This window comes from Pandoraea faecigallinarum (genome assembly GCF_001029105.3).
Taxonomy (GTDB): Bacteria; Pseudomonadota; Gammaproteobacteria; order Burkholderiales; family Burkholderiaceae; genus Pandoraea; species Pandoraea faecigallinarum.
The window spans coordinates 1,163,084-1,189,185 of the sequence record NZ_CP011807.3 but is presented as its reverse complement, the minus strand read 5'-3'; the positions used below and the strand labels follow the sequence as shown (position 1 = coordinate 1,189,185).

The 26,102-nt window shown below is 63.9% G+C and carries 26 protein-coding genes; 17 read left to right on the top strand and 9 right to left on the bottom strand.

What is annotated here, in order from left to right; all coding sequences use genetic code 11:
• Nucleotides 1-54: 54 nt before the first annotated feature.
• Both mgtA and AB870_RS05365 read right to left on the bottom strand, forming a co-directional pair.
• On the bottom strand, nucleotides 55-2,805 hold the full coding sequence (gene mgtA, locus AB870_RS05370; protein WP_047907223.1) for a magnesium-translocating P-type ATPase: 2,751 nt from the start codon (nucleotides 2,803-2,805) through the stop codon (nucleotides 55-57).
• An 80-nt stretch (nucleotides 2,806-2,885) separates the two neighbouring features.
• Complete coding sequence (locus tag AB870_RS05365; protein ID WP_157112242.1) at nucleotides 2,886-3,089, bottom strand: hypothetical protein; 204 nt, start codon at nucleotides 3,087-3,089, stop codon at nucleotides 2,886-2,888.
• Nucleotides 3,090-3,676: 587 nt separating this feature from the next.
• Here AB870_RS05365 and AB870_RS05360 point away from each other — a divergent pair.
• Nucleotides 3,677-4,279 (top strand): phosphatase PAP2 family protein, encoded by a 603-nt coding sequence (locus AB870_RS05360; protein ID WP_047907221.1) that lies wholly within the window; start codon nucleotides 3,677-3,679, stop codon nucleotides 4,277-4,279.
• Between the two features lie 172 nt (nucleotides 4,280-4,451).
• Here AB870_RS05360 and rnk read toward each other — a convergent pair whose 3' ends face one another.
• Nucleotides 4,452-4,877 carry a nucleoside diphosphate kinase regulator gene (gene rnk, locus AB870_RS05355; protein WP_047907220.1) on the bottom strand — a complete coding sequence of 142 codons (426 nt, stop codon included), beginning with the start codon at nucleotides 4,875-4,877 and terminating at the stop codon, nucleotides 4,452-4,454.
• Between the two features lie 149 nt (nucleotides 4,878-5,026).
• Between rnk and hemL the strand changes: the two genes are divergently transcribed.
• The 5 genes from hemL (at nucleotide 5,027) to ribD (ending at nucleotide 9,642) form a co-directional block, all read left to right on the top strand.
• Nucleotides 5,027-6,331, top strand: a complete 1,305-nt coding sequence (hemL, locus tag AB870_RS05350) for a glutamate-1-semialdehyde 2,1-aminomutase (RefSeq protein ID WP_047908830.1) — start codon at nucleotides 5,027-5,029, stop codon at nucleotides 6,329-6,331.
• A gap of 114 nt (nucleotides 6,332-6,445) precedes the next feature.
• Nucleotides 6,446-7,057: a LemA family protein gene (locus tag AB870_RS05345; RefSeq protein WP_047907219.1), complete on the top strand. Its 612-nt coding sequence runs from the start codon at nucleotides 6,446-6,448 to the stop codon at nucleotides 7,055-7,057.
• A gap of 22 nt (nucleotides 7,058-7,079) precedes the next feature.
• The gene (locus AB870_RS05340; RefSeq protein ID WP_047907218.1) at nucleotides 7,080-7,979 is read left to right on the top strand and encodes a TPM domain-containing protein; all 900 of its coding nucleotides are present in this window, start codon (nucleotides 7,080-7,082) and stop codon (nucleotides 7,977-7,979) included.
• Nucleotides 7,980-7,984: 5 nt separating this feature from the next.
• Nucleotides 7,985-8,533, top strand: coding sequence for a TPM domain-containing protein (locus AB870_RS05335; protein WP_053059578.1), 549 nt, complete (start codon nucleotides 7,985-7,987; stop codon nucleotides 8,531-8,533).
• A 14-nt stretch (nucleotides 8,534-8,547) separates the two neighbouring features.
• Nucleotides 8,548-9,642 (top strand): bifunctional diaminohydroxyphosphoribosylaminopyrimidine deaminase/5-amino-6-(5-phosphoribosylamino)uracil reductase RibD, encoded by a 1,095-nt coding sequence (ribD, locus tag AB870_RS05330; protein ID WP_047907217.1) that lies wholly within the window; start codon nucleotides 8,548-8,550, stop codon nucleotides 9,640-9,642.
• 40 nt (nucleotides 9,643-9,682) lie between these two features.
• On the opposite strand, the gene AB870_RS05325 is transcribed toward ribD, so the two are convergent.
• From AB870_RS05325 to AB870_RS05315, 3 genes are read right to left on the bottom strand one after another with little or no spacing between them, the layout of a single operon-like run.
• Entirely contained in the window at nucleotides 9,683-10,444 is a 762-nt protein-coding gene (locus tag AB870_RS05325) for a 2-keto-4-pentenoate hydratase (RefSeq protein ID WP_047907216.1), read from the bottom strand.
• On the bottom strand, nucleotides 10,441-11,268 hold the full coding sequence (locus tag AB870_RS05320) for a 2-keto-4-pentenoate hydratase (RefSeq protein WP_047907215.1): 828 nt from the start codon (nucleotides 11,266-11,268) through the stop codon (nucleotides 10,441-10,443). The genes AB870_RS05325 and AB870_RS05320 overlap by 4 nt, the downstream gene beginning before the upstream one ends.
• Nucleotides 11,268-11,477 (bottom strand): tautomerase family protein, encoded by a 210-nt coding sequence (locus AB870_RS05315; RefSeq protein ID WP_023597244.1) that lies wholly within the window; start codon nucleotides 11,475-11,477, stop codon nucleotides 11,268-11,270. Before AB870_RS05315 ends, AB870_RS05320 begins: the two co-directional genes overlap by 1 nt.
• A gap of 180 nt (nucleotides 11,478-11,657) precedes the next feature.
• Here AB870_RS05315 and AB870_RS05310 point away from each other — a divergent pair, with 180 nt between their 5' ends.
• The 6 genes from AB870_RS05310 to AB870_RS05285 all read left to right on the top strand — a co-directional run bounded on the left by AB870_RS05310 (nucleotide 11,658) and on the right by AB870_RS05285 (nucleotide 18,015).
• Nucleotides 11,658-12,563: a LysR family transcriptional regulator gene (locus tag AB870_RS05310; protein WP_047907214.1), complete on the top strand. Its 906-nt coding sequence runs from the start codon at nucleotides 11,658-11,660 to the stop codon at nucleotides 12,561-12,563.
• A 563-nt stretch (nucleotides 12,564-13,126) separates the two neighbouring features.
• On the top strand, nucleotides 13,127-14,239 hold the full coding sequence (locus AB870_RS05305; RefSeq protein WP_157112241.1) for a branched-chain amino acid ABC transporter substrate-binding protein: 1,113 nt from the start codon (nucleotides 13,127-13,129) through the stop codon (nucleotides 14,237-14,239).
• 104 nt (nucleotides 14,240-14,343) lie between these two features.
• A complete protein-coding gene (gene livH / locus AB870_RS05300; RefSeq protein WP_047907212.1) occupies nucleotides 14,344-15,267 on the top strand; it encodes a high-affinity branched-chain amino acid ABC transporter permease LivH in 924 nt (307 codons plus the stop codon).
• A gap of 8 nt (nucleotides 15,268-15,275) precedes the next feature.
• Nucleotides 15,276-16,550 carry a high-affinity branched-chain amino acid ABC transporter permease LivM gene (locus tag AB870_RS05295; protein ID WP_047907211.1) on the top strand — a complete coding sequence of 425 codons (1,275 nt, stop codon included), beginning with the start codon at nucleotides 15,276-15,278 and terminating at the stop codon, nucleotides 16,548-16,550.
• Nucleotides 16,547-17,314, top strand: coding sequence for a high-affinity branched-chain amino acid ABC transporter ATP-binding protein LivG (gene livG, locus AB870_RS05290; protein WP_047907210.1), 768 nt, complete (start codon nucleotides 16,547-16,549; stop codon nucleotides 17,312-17,314). Before AB870_RS05295 ends, livG begins: the two co-directional genes overlap by 4 nt.
• On the top strand, nucleotides 17,314-18,015 hold the full coding sequence (locus AB870_RS05285; protein ID WP_047907209.1) for an ABC transporter ATP-binding protein: 702 nt from the start codon (nucleotides 17,314-17,316) through the stop codon (nucleotides 18,013-18,015). The genes livG and AB870_RS05285 overlap by 1 nt, the downstream gene beginning before the upstream one ends.
• Before the next feature lie 179 nt (nucleotides 18,016-18,194).
• On the opposite strand, the gene AB870_RS05280 is transcribed toward AB870_RS05285, so the two are convergent.
• Entirely contained in the window at nucleotides 18,195-18,710 is a 516-nt protein-coding gene (locus tag AB870_RS05280; RefSeq protein ID WP_047907208.1) for an SRPBCC family protein, read from the bottom strand.
• A 2-nt stretch (nucleotides 18,711-18,712) separates the two neighbouring features.
• Nucleotides 18,713-19,045: an ArsR/SmtB family transcription factor gene (locus AB870_RS05275; RefSeq protein ID WP_047907207.1), complete on the bottom strand. Its 333-nt coding sequence runs from the start codon at nucleotides 19,043-19,045 to the stop codon at nucleotides 18,713-18,715.
• A 145-nt stretch (nucleotides 19,046-19,190) separates the two neighbouring features.
• Between AB870_RS05275 and ribBA the strand changes: the two genes are divergently transcribed.
• The 4 genes from ribBA to AB870_RS05255 all read left to right on the top strand — a co-directional run bounded on the left by ribBA (nucleotide 19,191) and on the right by AB870_RS05255 (nucleotide 22,655).
• Nucleotides 19,191-20,312, top strand: a complete 1,122-nt coding sequence (ribBA, locus tag AB870_RS05270) for a bifunctional 3,4-dihydroxy-2-butanone-4-phosphate synthase/GTP cyclohydrolase II (RefSeq protein ID WP_047907206.1) — start codon at nucleotides 19,191-19,193, stop codon at nucleotides 20,310-20,312.
• 127 nt (nucleotides 20,313-20,439) lie between these two features.
• Nucleotides 20,440-20,955: a 6,7-dimethyl-8-ribityllumazine synthase gene (gene ribH, locus AB870_RS05265; RefSeq protein WP_047907205.1), complete on the top strand. Its 516-nt coding sequence runs from the start codon at nucleotides 20,440-20,442 to the stop codon at nucleotides 20,953-20,955.
• On the top strand, nucleotides 20,955-21,407 hold the full coding sequence (gene nusB, locus AB870_RS05260; protein WP_047907204.1) for a transcription antitermination factor NusB: 453 nt from the start codon (nucleotides 20,955-20,957) through the stop codon (nucleotides 21,405-21,407). The genes ribH and nusB overlap by 1 nt, the downstream gene beginning before the upstream one ends.
• Nucleotides 21,408-21,452: 45 nt before the next feature.
• Nucleotides 21,453-22,655, top strand: a complete 1,203-nt coding sequence (locus AB870_RS05255; RefSeq protein ID WP_047907203.1) for a pyridoxal phosphate-dependent aminotransferase — start codon at nucleotides 21,453-21,455, stop codon at nucleotides 22,653-22,655.
• A 202-nt stretch (nucleotides 22,656-22,857) separates the two neighbouring features.
• Here AB870_RS05255 and AB870_RS05250 read toward each other — a convergent pair whose 3' ends face one another.
• The gene (locus AB870_RS05250) at nucleotides 22,858-23,910 is read right to left on the bottom strand and encodes a lytic transglycosylase domain-containing protein (protein WP_064674774.1); all 1,053 of its coding nucleotides are present in this window, start codon (nucleotides 23,908-23,910) and stop codon (nucleotides 22,858-22,860) included.
• Between the two features lie 568 nt (nucleotides 23,911-24,478).
• On the opposite strand from AB870_RS05250, the gene AB870_RS05245 reads away from it, so the two are divergent.
• Entirely contained in the window at nucleotides 24,479-26,029 is a 1,551-nt protein-coding gene (locus AB870_RS05245; RefSeq protein ID WP_047908827.1) for a UbiD family decarboxylase, read from the top strand.
• The last annotated feature ends 73 nt before the right edge of the window (nucleotides 26,030-26,102 follow it).

Sequence of the window (26,102 nt, the reverse complement as noted above, 5' to 3'; positions counted from 1 at the left end):
CCAGCGGTGGACGATGCGCCGCTGGCTTTGCCTTTCACTCCGGCAGACGCGGCGTCACTGCCATCCGAATCGACGCGCGAACATGCCCTTCATCAATTGGGTGAGCACGGCGTAGGCCAGCAAGATCGCAGCGAGCATCGGGAAGTACGCGAGCGGCAGCGCCTGCATGCGGAACGTCTCGGCGAACGGCGACATCGGCAGCATGATGCCGATCAGCATCACTGCGCCCGTCATCAACAGCAGCGGCCATGCGGCGCGGCTCTGGATGAACGGCAGCCGGCGCGTGCGAATGAGGTGGACGATGAGCGTCTGCGAGAGCAGCCCTTCGACGAACCAGCCCGACTGGAACAACGTTTGATGTGCCGCGCTGTTTGCCCCGAAGAGGTGCCACATCGCCACGAACGTCAGCACATCGAAGATCGAACTGATCGGGCCGAAGAACACCATGAAGCGCGACAGATCCGCCGGGTTCCAGCGCTGCGGCTGCGTCAGTTGCTCGCTGTCGACGTTATCGAACGGAATCGTCGTTTGCGACAGATCGTAGAGCAGATTTTGCGTGAGCAATTGCAACGGGAGCATCGGCAGAAATGGCAGGAAGGCGCTCGCGATCAGCACCGAAAAGACATTGCCGAAGTTCGAGCTGGCCGTCATCTTGATGTACTTGAGCATGTTCGCGAACGTGCGGCGCCCTTCGATCACGCCTTGCTCCAGCACCATCAGGCTCTTTTCCAGCAGAATCAGATCGGCGGCTTCCTTCGCGATGTCCACGGCCGTGTCGACGGAAATACCGATATCGGCGGCGCGCAACGCCGGAGCGTCGTTGATGCCGTCGCCCATGAAACCGACGACGTGACCGTTCGCACGCAACATGCGAACGAGTCGCTCCTTGTGCGCGGGCGTGAGCTTCGCGAAGACGTTCGCACGCTCCACCGTTTGCGCGAGTTCGGCGTCGCTCATGGCTTCGATGTCGTCGCCCAGCACACAACCCGTTACGGTCAGTCCGACTTCCCGGCAGACCTTGATGCTCACGAGATCGTTGTCTCCGGTGAGCACCTTGACGTCCACGCCCGAGGCAGCAAGCGCCCGGAGTGCGGGGGCCGTCGACTCCTTGGGCGGGTCCAGAAAGGCAATGTAGCCAACGAGCACCAGTTCGTTTTCGTCGGCGACGGTGTAGCGCTCGCGCGCGGGCGGCAGCTCACGTGTCGCCACGGCAACCACACGCAATCCCTCGGCGTTGAGATCGGCCGTGACGCGCCGCAAACGTGCGAGCACGTCGGGCGTGAGCGGCTCGACGTTCGCGCCGTGCTGCACGCGGTTGCACGCGGACATCACCTCTTCCACCGCGCCCTTGCAGATGAGTTCGTGGTGATCGCCGTTCTCGCTCACGACCACCGACATGCGCCGACGCTGAAAGTCGAACGGAATTTCGTCGATCTTGCGGTAGCGATTGACCACGTCCAGACGCTGGTGCATCTCCGCATGGTCGAGCACGGCCACGTCGAGCAGATTCTTCAGGCCCGTTTGATAGAAGCTGTTGAGGTAGGCGTGCTCCAGAACGGCCTCGCAGGCGTTGCCCCACACATCGGTGTGACGCTCCAGACAAATCCTGTCTTGCGTGAGGGTGCCGGTCTTGTCGGTGCACAGCACGTCCATGGCGCCGAAATTCTGGATCGCGTCGAGCCGCTTGACGATGACCTTCTTGCGCGAGAGCACGACCGCGCCTTTGGCGAGCGTTGCCGTGACGATCATCGGCAGCATTTCGGGTGTCAGTCCGACCGCGACCGACAGCGCGAAGAGCGACGCTTCGAGCCAGTCGTGCTTCGTGAAGCCGTTGATGAGCAGGACGATGGGGGTCATCACGAGCATGAAACGGATGAGCACCCACGACACACGGTTCACCCCCTGCTGGAAGGACGTGAGCGTGGGCTGCTGCGCGGTTACACGTTCGGCGAGCGAGCCGAAAAACGTGCTCGCGCCCGTGGCCACCACGACCGCGGTGGCCGAGCCGCTCACGACGTTCGTGCCCATGAAGGCGAGATTGTCGTACGCGAGCGGATTGGTGCCCCCGGTCTCGCAAGGCTGCGCGAACTTCTCGACTGGCAACGCCTCGCCCGTAAGCGCCGACTGCGAGACGAACAGGTCTTTTGCCGCGAGAATGCGCACATCCGCCGGAATCATGTCGCCCGCGGCGAGCAGGACGACGTCGCCCGGCACGAGTTCGGCCAGCGCGACTTCGCGGCCCTGGCGTCCGGGACGCCGCACCTTGTCCGGCTCGCTCGCTTCGTCGCCCGGCGATTCGCGGCGCAGCACGGTGGCCGTTGTGCTCACCATGGCCTTGAGCTTTTCCGCCGCCTTGTTCGAACGGGCTTCCTGCACAAATCGCAACACCGTGGAGACGATCACCATCGACGCGATGATGATCGTTCCCTCGGTGTCGTCGGTCGCATAAGACACGGCGGCCAGCGCAGTGAGCAGCAGGTTGAACGGGTTGCGATAGCAGTTGAACAGGTGACGCCACCAGGGCAGCGGTTTTTCATGCTCGACTTCGTTGGGACCGACATGGGCACGCACCGTGGCGGCTTCCTCGTCGGACAGGCCGTTGCGCGTGGTGCGCAAACGTGCGAGCAGATCTGGACCGGTGTCGCGCGCGGCCTGAAGCAACCCCGGCAGACCCGGTGGTGCCTCATGGCCGTGCGCAGGCGCATCGAGGGTTTCGAGCATGTCGCGGCGACGGAAGAAACGCAGGCCGAGGCGCGCGCCAAGCACCGCCACCAGTCGCTCGCTGAGCGTGAGAGCTTGTTGCATCGGAGACATCCTGAAAATGCTGATGGGACGCGGGCGTGACCCGTCAGGCCCGCACCCCGGAGTGAAGAGGAGGCGCGGGATCAGCCGCGACGAACCGGTTCGCGGCGGTGCACGAACGCGCGCAGCCACTGTCCCACGCGCGCGAGCGCACGCCGACGTGTGGCCTCGGCACGGGCCTCGCCAGCATCGGCATGCGGATCGACGTGATAGTGATGCAGGCACTGGGACGGCAGCATCAGGGCTTGCGGATTGCCTCCGCGCAGGGTCATGGAGTAACGGAACACGATGAATCTCCCGGCCGCACGGCATCCCTGCGGCGCAGGTGCCGCTCACGCGTCGTCGATGACGACCACGCGAACGCACACGCACGGCGGAACAGCCCGAACGGCAGACGTAAAACCAATAAGGGAGCGTGCTACGAAAGACGGACGCTATCGCTACGACCCAACGAAACCCTGCGTCGCACGACAACCGCGACCCAAGGACGGGGACAAACGAAACGGACGTCTGAGGTGCGCGCCAACCCGGCAATGCGAGTTAGCGGCTGGGAAGATCCCGGGGACTAACTCGCGGTGGTGGTGTCGACTTCGGTCGACCGGCAACTACCACTAGAACTACTGTCCACGGAAGGACCTCCTGAGAGCTATGACGGCGCGATTCTACCTCCGGGAGCGTCGAAAGAAAAGTGACAATTCAAGGTGTTACAAAATGATGACAATCGCCACTTTCCTCCGGGCGCCGGCTCGGCCAGAATCTGTCATCCGTTCGTCACAAACCGCCCGCCGGCGGCCGACGGCCCGCTGTTGCACCGGTAATACCGTCGCCCGGCAGTGCCCGAACCTCCGGCAGGCATTCGATCCCCCCGGAGTTCATGGATTCGCTCAATCGCGCCCTCTTTCTGGCCATCAACGCCTCGCCGAACGTCAGCGAGGGCGAACTGGCCGTCGCCGTCTTTCTTGCCAAATATCTGATCCTGCTGTTGCCGGTAGGACTCGCGACGCTGTGGTTGGCTGGCGGACGGGACCGTGAAGGCGCCGTTCACGGCCTGCTGGGCGTGGGGCTCGTGCTGCTGATCAACTTCGTCATCGGTCTTGCGTGGTTCGAGCCGCGCCCGTTCGTCGCCGGTCTCGGCACGAATCTGCTGGCGCATGCGCCCACGAGCGCCTTTCCAAGCAATCACGGGTCGATCCTGTTCACTTCCGCATTCGTGCTGATGGGCACCGTCGCACGCACCCCGCGCCTGCTGGGCAAGTTGCTGCTGATCTGCGCACTGCCGGTGTGCTGGGCGCGCATCTATCTCGGCGTGCACTGGCCGGTGGACATGTTCGGCGCGCTGGCCGTCTCGGTCGTCGTCGCGCTCATCATGCGCACGGCGAGCGCCCGCGAGACGAGCCGTATCGTCGCGGCGATCCTCGAAGGTGTCTATCGTCGATTGATGGCGTGGCCGATCGCGCGCGGCTGGCTACGTCGCTGATCGAGGCGAAACGTGGCGTCTCGGGAAAACCGGGATTGCCTGCGCGGCGCAAGATGGGGGATGGCGTGGGCTGCCGGATTGCGGGATCGCGGAATTGCAAAAAGCGTTGAGGAGAAGGCTTGGAAGACTCGGGAGATCCGAATCTCCCAATGGTGTTGCGCAGAGGTGAGATTCAGCGGTGATATTCGCCAGCGGCTTCGGGCTGGTAGTCGAGGCCGAGCAGTTCGAGCTCGATCAGATGGCCGCCCGGCACTTGCCAGTGGATCGACTGACCGACGCGCAGGCCCAGCAGCGCGCTGCCGACCGGCGCAAGCACCGAAATACCGTTGTGCGCGGCAGCCGGATGCTGCGGATACACCAGCGTCACGCGATGCTCCTGCTGCGTGGCGAGGTCGCGATAGCGCACCACCGAATTCATCGTGGCGACGTCGGCCGGCATTTGCTCCGGCTCGACGACGCTCGCACGGGCGAGCTCTGTTTCGAGTGCCTCCACATACGGCAGGGCCGTGCGCGGTGCATTCTCGATGACCGAATACAGACGATCGAGGTCGAGAGACGAGACAGTGATCGAAGGACGTTGCGAGTGGACGGTGGACATGTCGACGGGCCTTGAATTTCCTTGGCATTGAGTAAAGGTGCCCCCAATCTAACAGAAGCCCCGCGCGGGGAGAAGTCCCGGACTTCGGCGCCATCCGCTAGAATCGACGCATTAAGGTGAATAGGCCGATGCGCCGCGAAGCTGAACCCATGTCCGAAAACACGACGAATACCGCGCTGTTCGAGCGCGCCCAGCAAACCATTCCCGGCGGTGTAAATTCGCCCGTACGCGCGTTCCGCTCGGTCGGCGGCACGCCGCGCTTCATCGCCCGCGCGCAAGGCCCCTACATGTGGGATGCCGAAGGTGTGCGCTACATCGACTACATCGGCTCCTGGGGCCCGATGATCGTCGGCCATCTGCATCCGGATGTCGTTGCCGCCGTGCAAGCGGCCATGTCGCAAGGCTTCAGCTTCGGCGCTCCGACCGAGGCGGAAGTGGTGATGGCCGAGGAAATCTGCCGTCTCGTGCCGTCCATCGAGCAGGTGCGTCTGGTGTCCTCCGGAACGGAAGCGACGATGAGCGCCCTGCGGCTGGCGCGCGGCTTCACGGGCCGCAACAAGATCGTCAAGTTCGAAGGCTGCTATCACGGCCATGCCGACAGCCTGCTCGTGAAAGCGGGGTCGGGCCTGCTGACCTTTGCCGATTCGACGCGCAATGCGCCCTCCTCGGCCGGCGTGCCGGTCGAAGTCACACGCGACACGCTCGTTCTCGAATACAACAACGTCGAGCAGCTTCGCGAACTGTTTGCCGGCCAGGGCAGCGAAATCGCCGCGGTCATCGTCGAGCCGGTCGCCGGGAACATGAACCTCGTGCGCGCTTCGCGCAACTTCCTCCAGACGTTGCGCGAGTTGTGCACCGCGCACGGCGCCGTGCTGATCTTCGACGAAGTGATGTGCGGTTTTCGCGTCGGTCTCGGCGGCGCACAGGCGCTGTACGGAATCACGGCCGACCTCACGTGTCTGGGCAAGGTCATCGGCGGCGGAATGCCCGCGGCGGCCTTCGGCGGACGCCGCGACATCATGTCGCATCTGGCGCCGCTGGGCGGCGTCTATCAGGCCGGCACGCTCTCGGGCAACCCGCTGGCCGTGGCAGCCGGGCTCGCGACACTCAGGCTGATTCAGGCGCCGGGCTTCTACGAAGCTCTGGCCAGGCGCACGTCGAAGCTCGTGACGGGGCTGGTCGAGGCTGCTCAGGCGGCCGGCGTGCCGTTCTCGGGCGACAGCGTCGGCGGCATGTTCGGTCTGTACTTCCGCGCCAGCGTGCCGCAAAGCTTTGCCGAAGTCACGACGTCGGACGTTGCGCGCTTCAACAGGTTTTTCCACGCCATGCTCGATCGCGGTGTCTACCTCGCGCCGAGCGCGTTCGAAGCGGGCTTCGTCTCCGCCGCGCATGACGACGCGATTCTCGACGCGACGATCGACGCCGCGCGGGAGGCGTTTGGGACGATTGCGTAACCCCACGGAGCGCTCGCCTACTCTCTGGCAGGCAGGGCGCTCCAACAATTGCTCAGTCCGCAGGAACCGTTCGACTCATTGGACATTCGTCCGGCCATAACAAGGGGAAACATTATGCAGATGCTGCCGATCACGCTCCGTCAGTCACTCTTGCGCTGGCTCGCGCTGGGGCTGCTTACGTCATTGCTGTCCGCCTGCGGATACAACGAAATTCAGGTGAAGGACGAGGCGGTCAAGGCGTCCTGGAGCGAAGTCGTCAACCAGTACCAGCGGCGCGCCGATCTGGTGCCGAATCTGGTGAACACCGTGAAGGGCTACGCCTCGCACGAACAGGCCACGCTCACCGAGGTCATCAATGCCCGCGCCAAGGCGACGAGCATCACGGTAACGCCCGAAACGCTCAACGACCCCGAGGCTTTCAAGCGCTTCCAGCAGGCGCAGGGGGAGTTGTCCGGTGCGCTGTCGCGTTTGATGGCGGTCTCGGAGAACTATCCGAACCTGAAGGCGGACGGCCTGTTCCGCGATCTGCAATCGCAGCTCGAAGGCACGGAAAACCGCATCACCGTCGCGCGTAACCGTTACATTCAGGCGGTGCAGGACTACAACGTCTACGTGCGTCAGTTCCCGAACAATCTGACGGCCAAGGTGTTCGGCTACGCCACGAAGCCGAATTTCACGGTGGACAACGAGAAGGCCATCTCCACGGCCCCGGCCGTCAAGTTCTGAGGGCCCCGCAATGGCTGCTGCAATGGCTGCTGCATGGGTCGGGTTTGCCCGGTCGAAGCGTTTGCTGCAAACGCTTCGGGCGCTTGCGCTGGCCAGTCTGTGCTGGCTCGCGCTGCCGGCCGGCGCCGAGGCGCCGGTCGCCGTGCCCGCGCTCACCGCGCGGGTGACCGATCTGACCGGCACGCTCACGCCCGATCAGCGCGGCGCGCTTGAAAATCAACTCGCGCAGTATGAGCAACAGCGTGGCAGTCAGATCTTCATTCTGATGCTGCCGAGCACCGCACCCGAGACCATCGATCAATACAGCATTCGCGTGGCCGACGCGTGGAAAGCCGGGCGCAAGGGCATCGACGACGGCGTGATTCTCCTCATCGCCAAAGACAATCCGAACGACTTGCGCAAAATGCGAATCGAAGTCGGACGCGGCGTGCAAGGCTCACTCACGGATGCCGTCTCCGGACGCATCCTGCGCGACGTCATGGCGCCGTACTTTCGTCAGGGCGACTTCTTCGGTGGTCTGGCCGCGGGCGTGGCCGCCGTACAAGCCGCCATGAACAACGAAGCGCTGCCTGCGCCGAACCTGCCTTCCACGCGCGCACCGCACTCCGATCTGTCCGACTTCCTGCCGTTGCTCTTCATCGTGTTCATCATCGCGATGGTGGTGCTCATGGAGAGCCGCAGGCGGTTCCAGGGCGCCGGACTGCCCGGCGCCGGCCCCAACGATCCGCGCTCGCGCGTGCTCACCGGGCAGCGCGGGCGCATCGGCCCCGGCGGCTGGGGCGGCATCGGCGGGGGCATTGGTGGAGGCCTCGGCGGGAGCTGGGGACGCAGCGACGGCGGCGGATTTGGGGGCGGTGGTGGTGGATTCGGCGGCGGCGGTGGCGGCGGATTCGACGGCGGCGGCTCGTCGGGGAACTGGTGAGCGCCATGGCGAGAGCACACGACAAGGACATCGCAATGCAAGCGAAGCCTCACGACATCTCGCGCTGGCTGCGTCATGCCGGCACGTGGCGCGCCCACGCCCGCTGGCTGTTTCCCGAACGCGCGCTCGATCTGCTCGAGACGTCGATCCGCGAATCCGAGCGCGAGCATCGTTGCGAGATCCGCCTGGTGATCGAAGCGGCGATGCCGCTGGCGAGCGTCTGGCAGGGTCAGACGTGCCGTCAACGGGCCGTTCAACTGTTTCATCAGTTGGGGGTCGCGCACACGAGCGAGCGCACAGGCATACTGCTGTACATCAACATCGCCGATCACGACATCGAGCTGATCGCCGACAAGGGCGTCAATGCGCTGGTGGCTGCGCACCGATGGGACGCTGTCGTGACCCGGATGAGCGCCGGTTTTCGCGATGAACGCTATGTCCAGAGCGTGCTCGACGCACTGAACACCCTGCGCGGCATTGCGCGCGAATCTCTGCCGGCCCATGCCGGCGCAGCACCGGACAATGCCCTGACCGACCGGCCGCTGATGATCTGACGATTCGACGCCTCATGTTTTCCGAACAGGATTTTGCTCACATGCGCCGCGCGCTCGCTTTGGCCGAGCGCGCGATGTTCACCACCACGCCGAACCCGCGCGTGGGCTGCGTGCTCGTGCAGGAAGGGCGTGTGATCGGCGAAGGCTTCACCCAGCCCGCCGGTCAGGACCACGCCGAAGTGCAGGCGATGAAAGACGCCCGGTCGCGCGGCGAATCGGTTCGCGGGGCGACCGCCTACGTCACGCTGGAGCCGTGCAGCCATTACGGACGCACCCCGCCGTGTGCCAAGGGTCTCATCGAGGCGGGCGTCAAACGCGTTATCGCTGCGATGGAAGATCCGAACCCGCTCGTGGCCGGCCGTGGTCTGGGCATGCTGCGCGAGGCCGGTATCGAGGTGCGCTGCGGCTTGCTGGAGAGCGAGGCGCGCGAAATGAACATCGGCTTCATCGCCCGCATGACGCGTGGCACGCCGTGGGTGCGCATGAAGGTCGCCGCCAGTCTCGACGGCAAGACTGCGCTCAACAACGGCGTGAGCCAGTGGTTGACGGGGCCTGCCGCCCGCGCCGACGGCCATGCGTGGCGCGCGCGCGCGTGCGCGATTCTCACGGGCATCGGCACGGTACGTGAGGACGATCCGTCGCTGACGGTGCGCGAGGTGGAAACGACCCGCCAGCCGCTACGTATCGTCGTGGACTCGCGGCTGGACATCTCGCCGACAGCAAAGGTGCTCGCCCACGGCAACGCGCTGGTGGTATGCGCCAACGGCGACGCGGATCGCGCGTCGCGTCTGCGCGACCTGGGGGTGGACGTGCTCGATCTGCCCAATGCGAACGGCAAGGTCGAACTGCCCGCGCTGATGCGAGCGCTCGGCGAGCGCCAGTTCAACGAAATTCATGTGGAAGCCGGGTACAAGCTCAACGGCTCGATGCTGCGCGAGGGTTGTGTGGACGAGTTGCTGACGTACTTTGCGCCGTCCATCGTCGGCGACGCCCAGGGAATGTTCCATCTGCCCGCGTTGACGTCGCTCGACGACAAGCTTGCGCTGGCATTCACCGACGTGCGCATGATCGAGAGCGATCTGCGGGTCATGGCGCGCGTAAAGCGCTGAGGATACGCCGGGCGGCAAGTTCCGCCGCCCGGCATCCGGCTCAGACGTGGAAGCCCACGCGGCCGAGCGACTCCATTTCCACCGACACGTACTGCCCCGGCTTGATGTATTCGGCCGGCGTCGCGCCGCCCGCCATCACGATCCAGCCCGCCTGCAACGGCTCGCCCGCGGCAGCCGACAGACGCGCCGCCGCAACCAGCGAGCGCAGCGGATGGCCCAGCAGCGCCGCCGTCGAACCGACCTGCACGGTGCGGCCGTCGATCGTCATCGCCAGCCCCAGATTCGAGAAGTCGATGCGCGGGTCGTGCCAGGCACCGATCACGAAACCGCTCGACGACGCGTTGTCGGCAATCACCTCCGGCAGCGTGAACTTGAAGTCCTTGTAACGCGAATCGATGATCTCGATGGCCGGTGCAATTGCCTCCACCGCCGCGAGCGCCTGCGGCCCCGTGACGTTGCCTTCGAGCGGCTTTTTCAGAATGAAGGCGATTTCCGGCTCGACGCGCGGATGCACGTAGCGCTTGAAGTCGATGGACGTGCCCTCTTCGACCTGCATGCCGGACGTCAGCCGGCCCCAGATCACGTCCGAGAGGCCCATCTGAATCATCTTGGCGCGGCTGGTGAACCCCATCTTCACGCCGACACGCGTCTCCCCGCGTTCGGCGCGGCGTGCGAGCGACGCGGCCTGAATGGCGTAGGCGTCGTCCAGCGAGAGGCGGTTATCGGTGTCGAACTGTTCAACTTCGTGGGCGAAGTGCGCTGCATCGTCCAGCAGCTTGGCGTAGTCGTGGATGTGGCTCATCGTGCAGCCTCGCTGGCAGGTTCAAAGACGGCTCGGACCGAGCCCAGGCCGTTGATGCGGGTCTCGAAGATGTCGCCCGGCGTGACGGCGGCCATTGGGCCGAGCGCGCCGGAGAGCACCAGATCGCCCGCCTTGAGCGGTGTGCCCACGGCCGCCATCGTGCGGGCGAGCCACACCACGGCGTTGATCGGTCTGCCCAGACAGGCGGCGCCCGCCCCCACGGACACCGGCTCGCCGCGACGCTCCATGACCATGCCGCACATGCGCACATCGAATTCGGACAGCTTCTTCGGCGTATTGCCAATCACATAAGCGGACGACGAGGCGTTGTCGGCAATCGTGTCGGTAATGCGAATGTTCCAGTCGGCAACGCGGCTGCCGACGATTTCCAGCGCAGGCAACGCGTAATCGATGGCGTTGAGCACATCCAGCTGGCCCGGATTTTCCACGCTCAGATCGCGACCGATCACAAAGGCGATCTCAGCCTCGATCTTCGGTTGCATGAGGATCGACGCGGGAATCGGTTCACCGTCGCCATAGCCCATGTCGTCGAAGAGCATGCCGAAGTCGGGCTGATCGACGCCGAGCTGCTTTTGCACGGCGACCGATGTCAGGCCGATCTTGCAGCCGACGATACGGCGCCCGGCAGCCAGACGGCGCTCGGTGTTGATGCGCTGGATGGCGTAGGCGTCGTCGATGGTGAGCGGCGCGAACGTGTCGCGCAGCGGGGCGATGAAGCGATGCGAGCGTTCGGCTTCCAGCAGCGCGTCGGCGGCCTGTTGCAGGCGCGCCTGCGTGGCGGCGTCGCGAGGTGTCGTGCCCATCACGCGCCTGCCTTGGCCGGCGCGGCCGGCTCATCCTTGGTGCGCTCGCCCACCGCCCAGTGCGCAGCGGGCACTTGCGTGGCGTAGACGCGAATCGATTCGAGCGGCGCGCCGAGCGTTTCGTGCACGGTGCGGGCCACGGCCTTCACGCAGGCCTTCACGGTGGCGTCGTCGCGACCTTCCACCAGATTGATATGTACGATCGGCATGTTGGTGTCCCCTCAGAATGCCCAAACGAATGCGAATGCGAGCACGAATGCGCTCATGCTTCGTGCGCTCATGATGCGCGCGCGACGAGATACCGTCCAATACCGATTTTCGAAATTCCGATACCATTTCGGTATCAAGGTGTGACATCGGCCGATCGAACGACGGCCATAGGACGGCTCATGGACATCAAACAAATGCGCTACTTCCTCGCTGTGGCGCAGGAAGGTCACTTCGGACGCGCGGCCGAGCGCCTGAACATGGCGCAGCCGCCGCTCACGCGCCACATCCACGCGCTCGAAGCGCAACTGGGCACGCCGTTGTTCGTGCGCACGCCCAAGGGCGCGACACTGACCGCCGCGGGGCAGACACTGCTCGCCGAGGTCCCCAACATTCTGGCGCTCGCACGCCGCGCCGAGGAGCAGACGCGGCTGGCCGGCGAGGGGTATATCGGGCGGCTCGACGTCGGCATCTTCAGCTCCGGCATTCTGAATGTGATTCCACGCTTGCTGGCGGGCTTTCATACCGAACGGCCGGCGGTGAAGATCGGCCTGCACAATCTGTCGAAAACCGAGCAGATCGCGGCGCTGCGCGAGCGACGCATCGCCATTGGCTTCAACCGGCTGATTCCGGACGAGCCCGATCTGGTGGTCGACTGGATACACCGGGAGCCGTTTCTCGTCGCGCTTTACGAAGGACATCCGCTGTGCGAGCGCGCGTCGCTCACGCTCGCCGATCTCGATAACGAGCGGATGATCCTCTATCCGAATGCACCGGTCCCCGGGCTTGCGGAAGAAGTGGCGGCGGCCTTTCGCGCCGAGGGCGTGACGTTGCGGGTGGAACAGGAGGTGGAGGACGTGGTGACGTCGATTGCGCTGGTGGCAAGCCGCTTCGGCGTTTGCGTGACGACGGAGTCGGCCGCCAACCTGCGGCTGCCCGGCGTGGTGTATCGGCCGTTGAAGTCGCAGCGCCTACGCTTGATCGAGCTGAACTGCATGTACCGGCGCGACGACGATTCACCGATTCTCGCCGCGTTTCTCGCGCTGATCCGGCGCGCGCGCAACCAGCGTCATGCGCTGTCGATGTGAACGGGTTCGTTGATTCCGTTACCACGTTCCCCCGTTACTCCGTTACCTCGTTACTCCGTTACCTCGTTACTCCGTTGATTCCGGCGATCCCGGCGATCCCGGCAATTCCGGCGATTCCGGCGATGCAGCCAATTCCGGCGATATATTCGCGCGCATACCATCGCCCGGAATATCGCGCCTGAAAGCAAAACAAGAAAATTGGATTTCAATGCCCCGCGGATTGTATCCAAAATGTCCTGATGGACAAGCCGGCGGCATCCGTCAACGTGACCCCGATTTGCCGGATTCGGACACGAGCGCCACATTTTTGATCTGCGTAGTACTACGGAGCATTACTGTGACGACTCTTATTTTTTTCTTTTGACCCTTTTGAAAACGTTTATCCATGCGGGTTTCGGATGGACTCAGGATACCTGTTTCTATTGAGCAGCGTATTACGCTACTATGGCGCATCGTTCGAGCCGGCAACGGCAGAATGATCCAATACCGACCAGGTTCAGCAGTCGATCAAGACCACCGCATGCCCGGGTAGTCAAAAAATACAAATCAAGGAGATGTCTACAATGCAGTTCCGTCACAAATCCCTGTTCGTCGCCGCTGCTCTCGCCCTCCTCGGAACGGCTGCCAACGCCGAGACCGTCAAGATCGCCATCGCCGGACCGTTCAGTGGTTCGGTTGCCCAGTACGGCGACATGGTCAAGGCCGGTGCGCTGACCGCCATCGAACAGGTCAACGCCGCTGGCGGCGCCAACGGCAACAAGCTCGAAGCCGTGTTCATGGACGACGCATGCGAGCCGAAGCAGGCTGTCGCCGTCGCCAACAAGATCGTCAGCCAGAAGATCAAGTACGTGATCGGTCACGTGTGCTCGGGCTCGACGATCCCGGCATCGGACATCTACGAAAACGAAGGCGTCGTGATGATTACGCCGTCGGCCACCGCACCGCAACTCACCGAAGGTAAGAAGCGTCACTTCATCTTCCGTACGATCGGCCGTGACGACCAGCAAGGTCCGGCAGCCGCTCAGTACATCATCAACAAGGTCAAGCCGAAGAAGGTCGCCGTGGTGCATGACAAGCAGTCGTACGGCCAGGGCATCGCCACCTCGGTGAAGAAGGATCTGGACGCCGCCAAGGTGCCGGTCGTGCTGTTCGAAGGTATCAACGCCGGTGACTCGGACTACTCGGCGGTCATCACCAAGCTCAAGTCGCAAGGCGTGGACTTCGTGTACTTCGGCGGCTACCACCCGGAAATGGGTCTGCTGCTGCGTCAGGCGCGCGAGCAAGGCGTGAAGGCCACGTTCATGGGACCGGAAGGCGTGGGCAACAAGGACGTGACGGCTATCGCCGGCCCGGCCTCGGAAGGCATGCTCGTCACGCTGCCCGCCGACTTCGCCGCCGACCCGGCCAACGCCAAGCTGGTGAAGGCATTCGCCGACGCCAAGCGTGATCCGAACGGCCCGTTCCAGATGCCCGCCTACACCGGCGTGAAGCTGATCGCCGACAGCATCGCCGGCGCCAAGAGCACGGACTCGGAAAAGGTTGCCAAATACCTCCACGCCAACACGTTCGACACGCCGATCGGCAAGGTTTCGTATGACGCAGCCGGCGATCTGAAGTCGTTCAAGTTCGTGGTTTTCACGTGGCACAAGGACGCTACCAAGACCGCTGCCAACTGATTCCCTGACGCTTTACCGGCCAGCGAATCACCCCCAGCCGCCCGCCGCCCCCGGCGGGCGGCTCGCATTCGCGCTCGGCCCCCGCTAGTCGCGAGGCTTCCCGCATGAACGAATTTTTCCCACAGCTCGCCCAGCAACTGGTCAATGGCCTGACGCTGGGCGCGATCTACGCGTTGATTGCCATCGGCTACACAATGGTCTACGGCATCATCGGCATGATCAACTTTGCCCACGGCGAGATCTACATGATCGGTGCCTATGTCGGGCTTGTCACACTGACTGCAATCGGAACGGCGGCGGGCTACCCCTTGCCTCTCGTGCTGGGCGCAGCGCTGCTGGTATCGGTGCTGGTCACGGGCCTGTACGGCTTCGCGATCGAGCGGGTGGCGTATCGCCCGCTGCGCGGCGGACCTCGTCTCGGACCGCTGATCTCCGCGATCGGTATGTCCATCTTCTTGCAGAACTACGTGCAGATCGGTCAGGGCGCGCGTGACGTGTCCGTGCCGATGCTGATCTCCGGTGCCATCGATATTCCGATGGGCGACTTCACCGTGACGATTCCCTACGCTCGCATGTTGATCGTGGGCGTGACGGTAGCGTTGATGATTCTGCTCACGCTCTTCATCGCCAACTCGCGCATGGGCCGCGCCTGCCGTGCCTGCGCCGAAGACATGCGCATGGCCAACCTGCTCGGCATCGACACGAATCGCGTGATCTCGTTCACGTTCGTTCTCGGCGCCATGCTCGCGGCCGTGGGCGGCGTGCTGATCGGCCTGACCATCGGCAAGCTCAATCCGTACATCGGTTTCATCGCCGGCATCAAAGCCTTCACGGCAGCGGTGCTGGGCGGTATCGGCAGCATTCCCGGCGCCATGCTGGGCGGTGTGCTGCTGGGCCTGGCGGAAACGCTTGCCTCGGGCTACATGCCCTCCGAGTACAAGGACATCGTGGCGTTCTGCCTGCTGGTACTGGTGCTGCTGTTCCGCCCGACCGGCCTGCTGGGCAAGCCCGACGTCGAGAAAGTCTGAGGTCGACCATGACACAACAACTCACCATGAAGTCCGGCGCCGCCAACCGTGCGCCGGCAGGAGAGACGCTCAAGGGTGCGGTCATCGCCGCAATCGTGACGATCATCCTCACGGCCCCCATCCTGGGCCTGCAACTGAAGCTCGACGGCTACAAGGTGGTGCTCGAACAACACTGGCGGCCGGTGTGGATCGCGACCGCCATCGTGTTCGTGTTCCAGTTGATCAAGCCGTTCCTGCTGCGTACGAAGCGCGCGGTGAAATTGCCGACGATGCCCGCAATGGGCCGCCGTCAGCAACTGACCGCGATGTGGGTGTTGCTCGCCGTCGGGCTCGTGTGGCCGTTCGTCGGCTCGCGCGGCGCGGTGGACGTGGCCACGCTCGCGCTCATCTATTGCGTGCTCGGTCTCGGCCTGAACATCGTGGTGGGCTTCGCCGGCCTGCTCGATCTGGGCTACGTCGGTTTCTACGCCGTGGGCGGTTACACGTACGCCCTGCTCAACCAATACTTCGGCCTGACCTTTTGGGAATGCCTGCCGCTCGCCGCGCTCATGTCGGCCACGTTCGGCTTTCTCCTGGGCTTCCCCGTGCTGCGCCTGCGTGGCGACTACCTCGCCATCGTGACCTTGGGCTTCGGTGAAATCATTCGTCTGCTGCTCAACAACCTGACGACCCTCACCGGCGGTCCGGACGGCGTGTCGGGCATTCCGAAGCCGAGCGTGTTCGGCTTCGAGATGGCCCGCTCGGCCAGTGTCGAGGGGGCCACGACGTTCCACGAACTCATCGGCCTGCCGTACAGCGGCTCGCATATGGTGATCTTCCTGTACCTGCTCGCGTTTGCGCTGGTCGGCTTCACGCTGTTCGTGACGAGCCGCCTGATTCGCATGCCGATCGGCCGTGCCTGGGAGGCCCTGCGCGAAGACGAAATCGCCTGCCGCTCGCTCGGCCTTAACCCCACCCGCATCAAGCTCTCGGCCTTTACGCTGGGCGCGTCGTTCGCCGGACTGGCGGGCGCGTTCTTCGCGGCGCGTCAGGGTCTGGTGACGCCGGAGTCGTTCACCTTCATCGAATCGGCACTGATTCTCGCCGTGGTGGTGCTGGGCGGCATGGGCTCACAGATCGGTGTGATCCTTGCGGCGATTCTGCTCACGATCCTGCCGGAAGTCGCGCGGGATTTCGCCGAGTACCGCATGCTGATCTTCGGTCTGGTGATGGTGCTGCTGATGATGTGGCGTCCGCAAGGCCTGCTGCCCGCCACCCGCCCGCATGTGGAGTTGCCGCAATGAGTGCAGAACTGTTGAAACTCTCCGGCCTTCAGATGCGCTTCGGCGGTCTGCTCGCCGTCGACGGCGTCGAATTCGACGTCCGCAAGAACGAAGTCTTGGCGATCATCGGTCCGAACGGCGCCGGCAAGACGACCGTCTTCAACTGCGTGGGCGGGTTCTATCGCCCGACCGGCGGTTCGATCACGCTCGACGGCGACGACATCACCGGCCTGCCGAGTCACATGGTCGCCCGGCGCGGCCTGGTCCGCACCTTCCAGAACATCCGCCTGTTCCGTCAGTTGACGGTCGTGGAAAACCTGCTCGTCGCGCAGCATATGAGCGTGCACAGCGGCTTCCTGCAAGGGCTGTTCTCGACGGGGTCGTTCCGTCAGGCGGAGCGCAAGGCGCTTGAGCGCGCCAAGATGTGGCTCGACCGCCTCGGCCTCACACCGGTTGCCAACCGCGAGGCGGGCACGCTGTCGTACGGGCATCAGCGCCGGCTGGAGATCGCGCGCTGCATGATTACCGAGCCGCGTCTGCTCATGCTCGACGAACCCGCGGCCGGTCTCAACCCGCAGGAAAAGGTCGAGTTGCAGCAACTGGTCGACAACCTGCGTCACGAGTTCGGTATTTCGGTGCTGCTCATCGAGCACGACATGAGTCTCGTGATGGGGGTGTCCGACCGTATTCTCGTGATGGAACACGGCAAGCCGATCATGACCGGCAAGCCCGACGAGGTGCGCAACGACCCGCGCGTCATCAAGGCCTACCTCGGGGAGGAATAATGCTCAAGCTGGAACAGATCCACACCCATTACGGGGCCGTCGAAGCGCTCTCGGGCGTGTCGATCGAAGTGAACAAGGGTGAAATCGTCACGCTCATCGGCAGTAACGGCGCAGGCAAGACCACACTGATGATGACCGTGTGCGGCACCCCTCGCGCGTCGAGCGGCCGCGTGATGTTCGAGGGCAACGACATCACCGCGCGTCCCACGCACGAAATCATGCGCATGGGCCTGGCGATCTCGCCGGAAGGCCGTCGCGTGTTTCCGAGCCTGACCGTGATCGAGAACCTGAAGATGGGCGGCTTCTTCGCCTCCAGCGACGAAATCGATGCCGGTATGGACCACGTCTTCAAGTTGTTCCCGCGACTCGCGCAACGCGGCAAACAGCGCGCAGGCACCATGTCCGGCGGCGAGCAGCAGATGCTGGCGATCGGTCGCGCGCTGATGAGCCGTCCGCGCCTGCTGTTGCTTGACGAACCGACGCTCGGACTGGCGCCGCTAGTGATCGCGCAGATTTTCGACATCATTCGCGTGATCCGCGAGGAAGGCGTGACGGTGTTTCTGGTGGAGCAGAACGCGAACAAGGCGCTGCATGTGGCCGACCGCGGTTACGTGCTCGAAACCGGCCGTGTCGTGCTCGCCGATTCGGCGGACAACCTGCTTGCCAACGACGACATCAAGCGCGCCTATCTCGGCGCATGAACGTCACGTAACGCAGCGATCGCCGTCCGGCGACGAAAAGGGGGATGCGCCTTCGGGCACATCCCCCCTTTTTTCACATCCACGGTCGCGCGGTGCAACAACGGTTCTCGCCGGCCGGACAGTGCGGACAGAACGGACAATCCGACCGGACCGGGCGGGGCGCCGCGCCGGCCACCGCATCACTTCATCAAATCGACCAACTGGTCGAGCGCCTTGCCCCAGCCGTCGTGGAAGCCCATGGCCTCGTGCTGGGCACGCGTGGCTTCGTTGCCGTGAATCGCAATCGCCGTGTAGCGGGTGCCTTTGCCCTGGGCCTCCATGAGCACGGCTGCCGTAAATTGGAAGCCACCATGTTCGGCCTGCGGCGCGGGTGCCGGACGAAAGCCGGGCAGTACCGCATTCGTCCATACGAGCCGCGAGTTTTCCACCACTTCCAGATAGCAGCCGACGTTCGGGAATTGCTGCCCTTGCGGCGAGCGCATTACCGTGCGAAACAACCCGCCCGGGCGGAGATCGATTTCGCATTCGATCGTTTGCCACGGCGCGGGCGTGAACCACTTCTTGAGATGCTCGGCCTGCGTCCACGCGGCCCAGACACGCTCGCATGGCACGTCGACGTACCGTTCGAGCACGAGATCGAGCTTCGGATCGACGGAGAAAAGGGCGGCTTGATTCGACGGCTTGGCAAGGCTCATGGTCACGTCTCCTTCATTTGCAACAGATAGTCATCAAGTTGATCGAGGCGGCGCGTCCACTTGTCGCGCTGCAATTGGAGCCAATCCTGCGCGCCTGCCAACGTTCGCGTCTCCAGTGCGTAGGTCCGCACGCGCCCGGTCTTGCGTGAGACGACGAGCCCGCTGTCTTCCAGCACGCTCAGATGCTGCGAGAACGACGGCAACGCCATCGAAAACGGACGCGCCAACTCGCTCACGGACGCCGGGCCCATCGTCAGGCGTTCGACGACCGCGCGCCGTGTCGGATCGGACAACGCCTGAAAGATTCGGTCGAGAGGGATGGATTGGTTAGCCATGTGCCTGACTATAGTCGCAGCAAATACTTAGGTCAATACCTTTGTATTGCCGCATTTCCATGTGCCGTCGCGCGAGATCGGACGCTGGCGCGCACCGGCTTGGCGTAGAATAGAGCCTTTCCAAATTCAGCCCCGCGTTGTCGCTATGCCGTTGGCCACTACAGAAGAAATCATTGCCGAGCTGAAGGCCGGCCGCATGGTAGTCCTCGTCGACGAGGAAGATCGTGAGAACGAAGGCGACCTGGTCATGGCAGCCGAATTTGCCACGCCCGAAGCCATTAATTTCATGGCGAAGTATGGTCGGGGTCTGATTTGCCTCACGCTCACGCAAGCCCGCTGCAAGCAACTGAATCTGCCGCTGATGACGTATCGCAACGGTACGCAATACGGCACGGCGTTCACGCTGTCGATCGAAGCGGCCGAAGGCGTGACGACGGGCATTTCCGCCGCCGACCGTGCGCATACGGTGAAAACGGCGATTTCGCGCGATGCCCGCCCCGAAGACATCGTCCAGCCGGGTCACGTGTTCCCGATCATGGCGCAGCCCGGCGGCGTTCTTGTGCGCGCCGGTCACACGGAAGCCGGATGCGACCTGACTGCGATGGCCGGGCTCACGCCGGCCGCCGTCATCTGCGAAATCATGAACGACGACGGCACGATGGCGCGTTTGCCGCAGTTGATGGAATTCGCCGAGCAGCACAACATCAAGATCGGCACGATCGTCGATCTGATTCACTACCGCAGCCGCACCGAGTCGATGATCGAGACGGTGGCGTCGCGCGAAATGCAAACCGCATGGGGTCCGTTCCAGGCAACGCTGTATCGCGACAAGCCGAGCGGCAACCCGCATTTGGCGCTCGTTCGCGGCACCCCTGCCCCGGAAGAAGAAACACTGGTGCGCGTGCACGAGCCGCTGTCGGTCATGGATCTGCTCGAAACCGGTGTGTCCACGCACTCGTGGACGCTGGCCGGCGCGATGCAGGCAATTGCCGAGGCCGGCAAGGGCGTGGTCGTGCTGCTGAACTGCGTGGAAACGCCAGAGCATCTGTTCAATCAGTTCGAAGCCCTCGACGAAACCGAGAAGGCGGCACGTGCGAAGCGCCGCCCGGTGGACTTCCGCACGCACGGCGTTGGCGCGCAGATCCTGCGCGAGCTTGGCGTCGGTAAAATGCGAGTGCTGTCGAGCCCGCGTAAGATTCCCAACATGGCGGGTTATGGCCTTGAGGTGACCGGCTTCCAGCCGATGCCCGGCGCCGAAGCTGCCTGAGTATCCCCATATCGCCGCCCCGCCCCATGCAGGCCGGGCGTGATATTGCCGGGCATCGCCTGTCTCGGGCGTGCCGGTACTACGTTGGCCGCACCGCCTGGACGGTACTTTTTTGAGGAAGACCATTATGAAAATCGGACAATACCAGCCGGAACTCGACGGTGTAGGCCTGCGCATCGGTATCGTGCAAGCCCGCTTCAACGACGCCATTTGCGCCGCCCTGCGCGAAGCCGCGGTGGCTGAACTCGAACGCCTGGGCGTCGACGGCGAAGACGTATTGCTCGTGACGGTGCCCGGCGCGCTGGAAATCCCGCTGGCATTGCAAAAGATGGCCGAATGCGGCCAGTTCGACGCGCTCATCGCGCTCGGCGCGGTGATTCGCGGCGAGACATACCACTTTGAATTGGTGTCGAACGAAAGCGGTGCCGGTATTACGCGCATCGGCCTCGATTTCGGCATTCCGATCGCCAATGCGGTGCTCACGACCGAAAACGACGAACAGGCCGAAGTGCGCGCCGCCGAGAAGGGCCGCGATGCTGCCCGCGTGGCGGTGGAAATGGCCAATCTGCTTGAAGCCCTCGACGTGCTCGGTGGCGACGACGGATCGGATGAAGACGAAGATGAAGAAGAGGAAGATCGGTAATGAAGAGTGCACGGCGCCGCGCGCGCGAATTTGCGCTGCAAGGAGTGTATCAATGGCTGATTTCGCGCGGCCACGCGAGTGAGATCGATGCTCACCTGCGCTCCACCCCCGGATACGACAAGGCTGACCAGGCCTTGCTGGAGGCTGTGCTGTACGGCAGCATCCGCGAGGCCGATGCCTTGTCGAAGCAACTCCAGCCCCATCTCGACCGGCCGGCGGCCCAACTGTCGCCCATCGAACACGCCGCGCTGATCGCCGGTGCGTACGAACTGATCCATCTTCAGGATGTGCCGTACCGCGTGGTGATCAACGAAGCGGTCGAAGTCGTGAAAACGTTCGGCGGCCCGGACGGCCACCGCTTCGTGAACGGTGTGCTCGACAAGTTCGCGGCCGAAGTGCGCCCGGCGGAAGTCGCAGCCAACCGCAGTGGCGGTCGCGGCAAGGGCACCTGACGTCCGGCTGGCCTTGCCGCTTTTCCGATAACCCTCCCCCCGCCCATGGACCGCACGCCTAACCTCGCTCCCGCACTGACACTCGCGCAACGTGTCGACGATATCGCTCCCTTCCACGTGATGGAACTGGCCAAGCAGGCCGCGCTACGGGAGAAGGCGGGACACCGGGTGATTCATATGGGCATTGGCGAGCCGGACTTCACGGCGCCCGAGGCGGTGATCGAAGCGGCGGCGAAGGCCATGCGCGATGGCCGCACCCAATACACCGGCGCGATGGGGATTCCCGCGTTGCGCGAGGCGATCTCCGGCTACTACCGTAGTTTTTACGGGGTGGACGTCGATCCGTCGCGTATCGTTGTGACGGCGGGCGCTTCGGCAGCGCTCGTGCTGGCCTGCGCGGCGCTCGTGGGTGTGGGCGACGAAGTGCTGATGCCGGATCCCTGCTATCCGTGCAACCGTCACTTCGTATCGACGTTCGACGGCAAGCCGGTGCTGATTCCGTCCGGCCCGGCGGAGCGTTTTCAGTTGACCGCCGAGCGCATCGAGTCCCATTGGGCAGCGAAGACGAAGGGCGTGCTGCTTGCATCGCCGTCGAATCCGACAGGCACCTCCATCGAGACGGACGAACTCTCGCGCATCGTCAAGGCGGTACGCGCCCGCGGGGGATTCACCCTCGTCGACGAGATCTATCAAGGTCTGTCGTACGACGGCAAACCCACCACGGCCCTGAGCTTCGGCGACGACGTGCTGGTCGTGAGCAGCTTCTCGAAGTACTTCAACATGACGGGCTGGCGTCTGGGCTGGCTGGTCGTACCGCCCACGATGGTGCCGACATTCGAGAAGCTCGCGCAGAATCTGTTCATCTGTCCGTCCGCCGTCGCTCAGCATGCGGCAACGGCGTGCTTCCTGCCGGAAACGATCGCGATCTACGAGCAACGCAAGGAAGCCTTCCGCCAACGCCGCGATTACGTCGTGCCGGCCCTGGAGCAACTGGGCTTCAAGGTGCCGGTCATGCCGGACGGCGCGTTCTACGTCTACGCAGACTGCACGGGCATCCCCCACCCGGATGCCTGCGACAGCGACCGGCTCACGCAATCGCTGCTTCAGCAGGCGGATGTCGTGCTGGTGCCGGGGCTGGACTTCGGCTTTGCCGAACCGCATCAGTACATTCGCCTGTCGTACGCAACGTCCCTCGCGCAGTTGCGCGAAGCGATGGACCGGATCGGTAACGTGTTCGCCGCTGGTTGAGCGAATCGGCGGGATCGGGGGGATCAGCGGGATCAGCGGGATCGGCACATTGGCGTTGCCGTTCTGCGGCGTCCAAACAAAAAACCCATCGAATCGCTTCGATGGGTTTTTTATTGGCTGCTGCCACGTCTCTACTATATAGATAGCATCGCGAACCGTCGGATACGCCGGCCGTGGCACATCGTGCGAGGTCACGGGCCGTTCAGGCCGCCGTACTGTCGTCCGCCTCGAGCTTGCCGGTCGACGCGGCCTTGCCGGCCGACGTCGATGCTGCCGGCGAAGGCGCCGATTCCGCGGTGTCTTCCGACTTGCCCGCCGAGACCGGCTTCGCCACCGGCTTGGCCGAGCTGACGATCACCGGCGACTGCGGCTCGTTGGGCGAGACCTTGCGTCCCATGGACACGCCGCGCAGACGATCGCGCTCGGCAAGCACCTTGGCACCGTAGCCGCCGTCGCCGGCACTGGTCGATCCCACATACAGACGCAAACCGCCGGCGAGCGAACCGCCGCGCGCGATGCATTCCTTCAGAATCAATGCACCCACCTTGATGTTGGCGAGCGGGTGGAGGGCCGCTTCCGGACCGCCGAAGTATTCGAGCTTGTCCTGATGCACCTTCGACATGACCTGCATGAGGCCCTGCGCGCCGACCGTGCTCTCCGCATACGGGTTGAAGCCCGATTCGATCGCCATCACGGCGAGCAGCAACAGCGGATCGAGGCCGACTTCCTTGCCGGTCGAATAAGCAGCACGCACGAGATTGCCCGTCACGTCACCCGCCACGCGATAGCGGCGTGCGAGATAGTCGGCCACGGCGATCTGCTCGCGCGTATCGAGCACCTTGGTGGCGCGCGCATCGGCCGCCACACGCTGGTTCGGAATATAGGCGGCAAGCACAGCGGCCGACGGCACGTGCTGCGCGGCTTGCGCCATCATCGTCGAGTCGGACGGCGTGCCTCGAGCGACCATGCCGCCGTTGGCGCCCTGGCTGGCCGCGTTGGCCGAACCGGTGGCCGCCTCGAGCAGCGGACCTACGCGCGACGCCAGATCCGCGCGCCACGTCGGTCGGGCCCACAACGCCAGCGTGCCGACCACGGCGACCAGACCGACCGCGCTGGACGCATACAGTCCTGCACGACCGCCGTGCCATGCCAGACGACGCCAATCGCGGCGAGCCACGGCTACCGTTGCCGCGCCGCGCGCGCGAAGCGCACCCAACACGGCCAGCAGCCACGGTGATAAACCAGACTTCTTCATACTACGTACTCCGGTTACGCCGTCACCACGGGGTGGCCCCGGGGCGTAAGGAAGTAAGCCGGTATGCCCGCCAGGCATCCCGTGAAACGCTTACTTACGGCATATGGAACGAGGCGGTGCATCGTGTTTGTCATTGACGATGCCGCTACCGCCGCAGCGCGCCGACCTGTTCAGGTCTCTGGCGCTGACGAGCTATCGCTCGCGCTGCTTCCTAAAACACTGGCTTCCCGACCTCGGTGAGAAAACCAGCCACTGAAAATCCACGTCGATGTTGTAGTTGTCGCTAAGCTTGAGCGGGTCGGCCTACCCGTCCTCGAAGCCGCCTTTCTGGATTCAACGGGCGGATTGTAGCAGCGATATATAATCCGTCAATACTATTATTCAGACAAATAATTACTAAAAGTAATTTGCAACCCCCGTTTTGCCGTGACGTCCGGCGGGCTTGACCGTTAAAATGCCCTGCCTCACCCCGCGTTTACAAGGGTGTCACTCCGACATTCGCGCGATTCAAACGGCCGTTTACCCCGGACGTATGAATTTCGTAAAATTTTTCGTAACGGTTTGTTTCATGAAATATCTCGATCTTCGTGACTTCACCGCGCAACTGGAGCGATCCGGCCAGCTTCGTCGCGTAGACGTGCCGGTCTCGCCGGTGTTGGAGATGACCGCGCTCGCCGATCGCGTGCTCAATGCGGGAGGGCCGGCCTTGTGGTTCGAGCGGCCGGCGGGTTACGACATGCCGGTGCTTGCCAACTTGTTTGGCACCCCTGAACGCGTGGCGTTGGGGATGGGCGTCGAAGACGGGGGGAACGCGCTGGGCTCGCTGCGCGATATCGGCCGTCTTCTCTCGACACTCAAGGAACCCGAGCCGCCGCGCGGGCTGAAGGATGCCGGCAAGCTGTTCGGCATGGCCAAAGCGGTGTGGGACATGGCGCCGAAGGAAGTCGGCAGTCCGGTGTGTCAGGAGATCGTATGGGAGGGCGACGACGTCGATCTCTCCCGCCTGCCGATTCAGACATGCTGGCCCGGCGACGCCGCCCCGCTGATTACCTGGGGCCTGGTGATTACGAAGGGGCCGCACCGCAAGCGTCAGAACCTGGGCATCTACCGTCAGCAAGTGATCAGCCGCAACGAGGTCATCATGCGTTGGCTTGCCCATCGCGGCGGCGCGCTGGATTTCCGCGAGTTTGCCCAGGCGAACCCGGGCAAGCCGTTCCCGATCGCCGTGGCCCTGGGCGCCGATCCCGCCACCATGCTCGGCGCGGTGACACCCGTGCCCGACACCCTCTCCGAGTACCAGTTTGCCGGTCTGCTGCGCGGCAGCCGTACTGAACTGGCAAAGTGCGTCACGCCGGGACTGGAGTCGCTGCGCGTACCGGCGCGCGCCGAGATCGTGCTGGAGGGTTTCATTTATCCGGCCGGGCAACCGCGCGTCGTTCCGGAAGGGGCGCCCCCGCCGCCGTCGCGTGGTGCGACAGCCGGTTACGACCATGCCCTCGAAGGTCCATACGGCGATCACACCGGCTATTACAACGAGCAGGAGTGGTTCCCGGTCTTCAAGATCGAGCGCATCACGATGCGCCGCAATGCCGTTTATCACTCGACCTACACCGGCAAACCGCCCGACGAGCCGGCTGTGCTCGGCGTTGCGCTCAACGAAGTCTTCGTGCCGCTGTTGCAAAAGCAGTTTCCCGAAATCACCGACTTCTATTTGCCTCCCGAGGGTTGCAGTTACCGGATGGCTATCGTACAGATGAAGAAGGCATATCCGGGACATGCGAAACGGGTGATGTTCGGGGTATGGAGTTTCCTGCGCCAGTTCATGTATACGAAGTTCATCGTCGTGGTGGACGAAGACGTCGCCATTCGCGACTGGAAAGAGGTCATCTGGGCGATCACTACACGTGTGGACCCGACCCGTGACACCACGCTCGTCGACCAGACACCCATCGACTATCTCGACTTCGCTTCGCCCAAAGCCGGGTTGGGCTCGAAAATGGGGATCGACGCGACCAATAAGTGGCCGGGCGAAACTTCGCGCGAGTGGGGGCGTCCCATCGAAATGACCGCCGACGTGGACGCGCGCATGGCTGTGCTGTATCGGGATCTCGGGTTGTAAAACCAGCCCGCGCTTCCCCAGTCATTCCGAACGCCGGTGGCCCGTCGGGCTGCCGGCGTTTGCATTTGTGGCG

What these genes read in the sequence shown, in the direction of transcription:
- AB870_RS05285 (WP_047907209.1), top strand. Translation starts at nt 17,314, where the DNA reads ATGCTCAAGCTGGAACAGATCCACACCCATTACGGGGCCGTCGAAGCG.
- AB870_RS05335 (WP_053059578.1), top strand. Translation starts at nt 7,985, where the DNA reads ATGGCGAGAGCACACGACAAGGACATCGCAATGCAAGCGAAGCCTCAC.
- AB870_RS05360 (WP_047907221.1), top strand. Translation starts at nt 3,677, where the DNA reads ATGGATTCGCTCAATCGCGCCCTCTTTCTGGCCATCAACGCCTCGCCG.
- AB870_RS05325 (WP_047907216.1), bottom strand. Translation starts at nt 10,444, where the DNA reads ATGAGCCACATCCACGACTACGCCAAGCTGCTGGACGATGCAGCGCAC.
- livH (WP_047907212.1), top strand. Translation starts at nt 14,344, where the DNA reads ATGAACGAATTTTTCCCACAGCTCGCCCAGCAACTGGTCAATGGCCTG.
- ribD (WP_047907217.1), top strand. Translation starts at nt 8,548, where the DNA reads ATGTTTTCCGAACAGGATTTTGCTCACATGCGCCGCGCGCTCGCTTTG.
- hemL (WP_047908830.1), top strand. Translation starts at nt 5,027, where the DNA reads ATGTCCGAAAACACGACGAATACCGCGCTGTTCGAGCGCGCCCAGCAA.
- nusB (WP_047907204.1), top strand. Translation starts at nt 20,955, where the DNA reads ATGAAGAGTGCACGGCGCCGCGCGCGCGAATTTGCGCTGCAAGGAGTG.
- AB870_RS05295 (WP_047907211.1), top strand. Translation starts at nt 15,276, where the DNA reads ATGACACAACAACTCACCATGAAGTCCGGCGCCGCCAACCGTGCGCCG.
- AB870_RS05245 (WP_047908827.1), top strand. Translation starts at nt 24,479, where the DNA reads ATGAAATATCTCGATCTTCGTGACTTCACCGCGCAACTGGAGCGATCC.
- AB870_RS05320 (WP_047907215.1), bottom strand. Translation starts at nt 11,268, where the DNA reads ATGGGCACGACACCTCGCGACGCCGCCACGCAGGCGCGCCTGCAACAG.
- ribH (WP_047907205.1), top strand. Translation starts at nt 20,440, where the DNA reads ATGAAAATCGGACAATACCAGCCGGAACTCGACGGTGTAGGCCTGCGC.
- AB870_RS05345 (WP_047907219.1), top strand. Translation starts at nt 6,446, where the DNA reads ATGCAGATGCTGCCGATCACGCTCCGTCAGTCACTCTTGCGCTGGCTC.
- ribBA (WP_047907206.1), top strand. Translation starts at nt 19,191, where the DNA reads ATGCCGTTGGCCACTACAGAAGAAATCATTGCCGAGCTGAAGGCCGGC.
- AB870_RS05275 (WP_047907207.1), bottom strand. Translation starts at nt 19,045, where the DNA reads ATGGCTAACCAATCCATCCCTCTCGACCGAATCTTTCAGGCGTTGTCC.
- AB870_RS05280 (WP_047907208.1), bottom strand. Translation starts at nt 18,710, where the DNA reads ATGAGCCTTGCCAAGCCGTCGAATCAAGCCGCCCTTTTCTCCGTCGAT.
- rnk (WP_047907220.1), bottom strand. Translation starts at nt 4,877, where the DNA reads ATGTCCACCGTCCACTCGCAACGTCCTTCGATCACTGTCTCGTCTCTC.
- AB870_RS05305 (WP_157112241.1), top strand. Translation starts at nt 13,127, where the DNA reads ATGCAGTTCCGTCACAAATCCCTGTTCGTCGCCGCTGCTCTCGCCCTC.
- AB870_RS05340 (WP_047907218.1), top strand. Translation starts at nt 7,080, where the DNA reads ATGGCTGCTGCATGGGTCGGGTTTGCCCGGTCGAAGCGTTTGCTGCAA.
- AB870_RS05310 (WP_047907214.1), top strand. Translation starts at nt 11,658, where the DNA reads ATGGACATCAAACAAATGCGCTACTTCCTCGCTGTGGCGCAGGAAGGT.
- AB870_RS05250 (WP_064674774.1), bottom strand. Translation starts at nt 23,910, where the DNA reads ATGAAGAAGTCTGGTTTATCACCGTGGCTGCTGGCCGTGTTGGGTGCG.
- AB870_RS05315 (WP_023597244.1), bottom strand. Translation starts at nt 11,477, where the DNA reads ATGCCGATCGTACATATCAATCTGGTGGAAGGTCGCGACGACGCCACC.
- livG (WP_047907210.1), top strand. Translation starts at nt 16,547, where the DNA reads ATGAGTGCAGAACTGTTGAAACTCTCCGGCCTTCAGATGCGCTTCGGC.
- mgtA (WP_047907223.1), bottom strand. Translation starts at nt 2,805, where the DNA reads ATGCAACAAGCTCTCACGCTCAGCGAGCGACTGGTGGCGGTGCTTGGC.
- AB870_RS05255 (WP_047907203.1), top strand. Translation starts at nt 21,453, where the DNA reads ATGGACCGCACGCCTAACCTCGCTCCCGCACTGACACTCGCGCAACGT.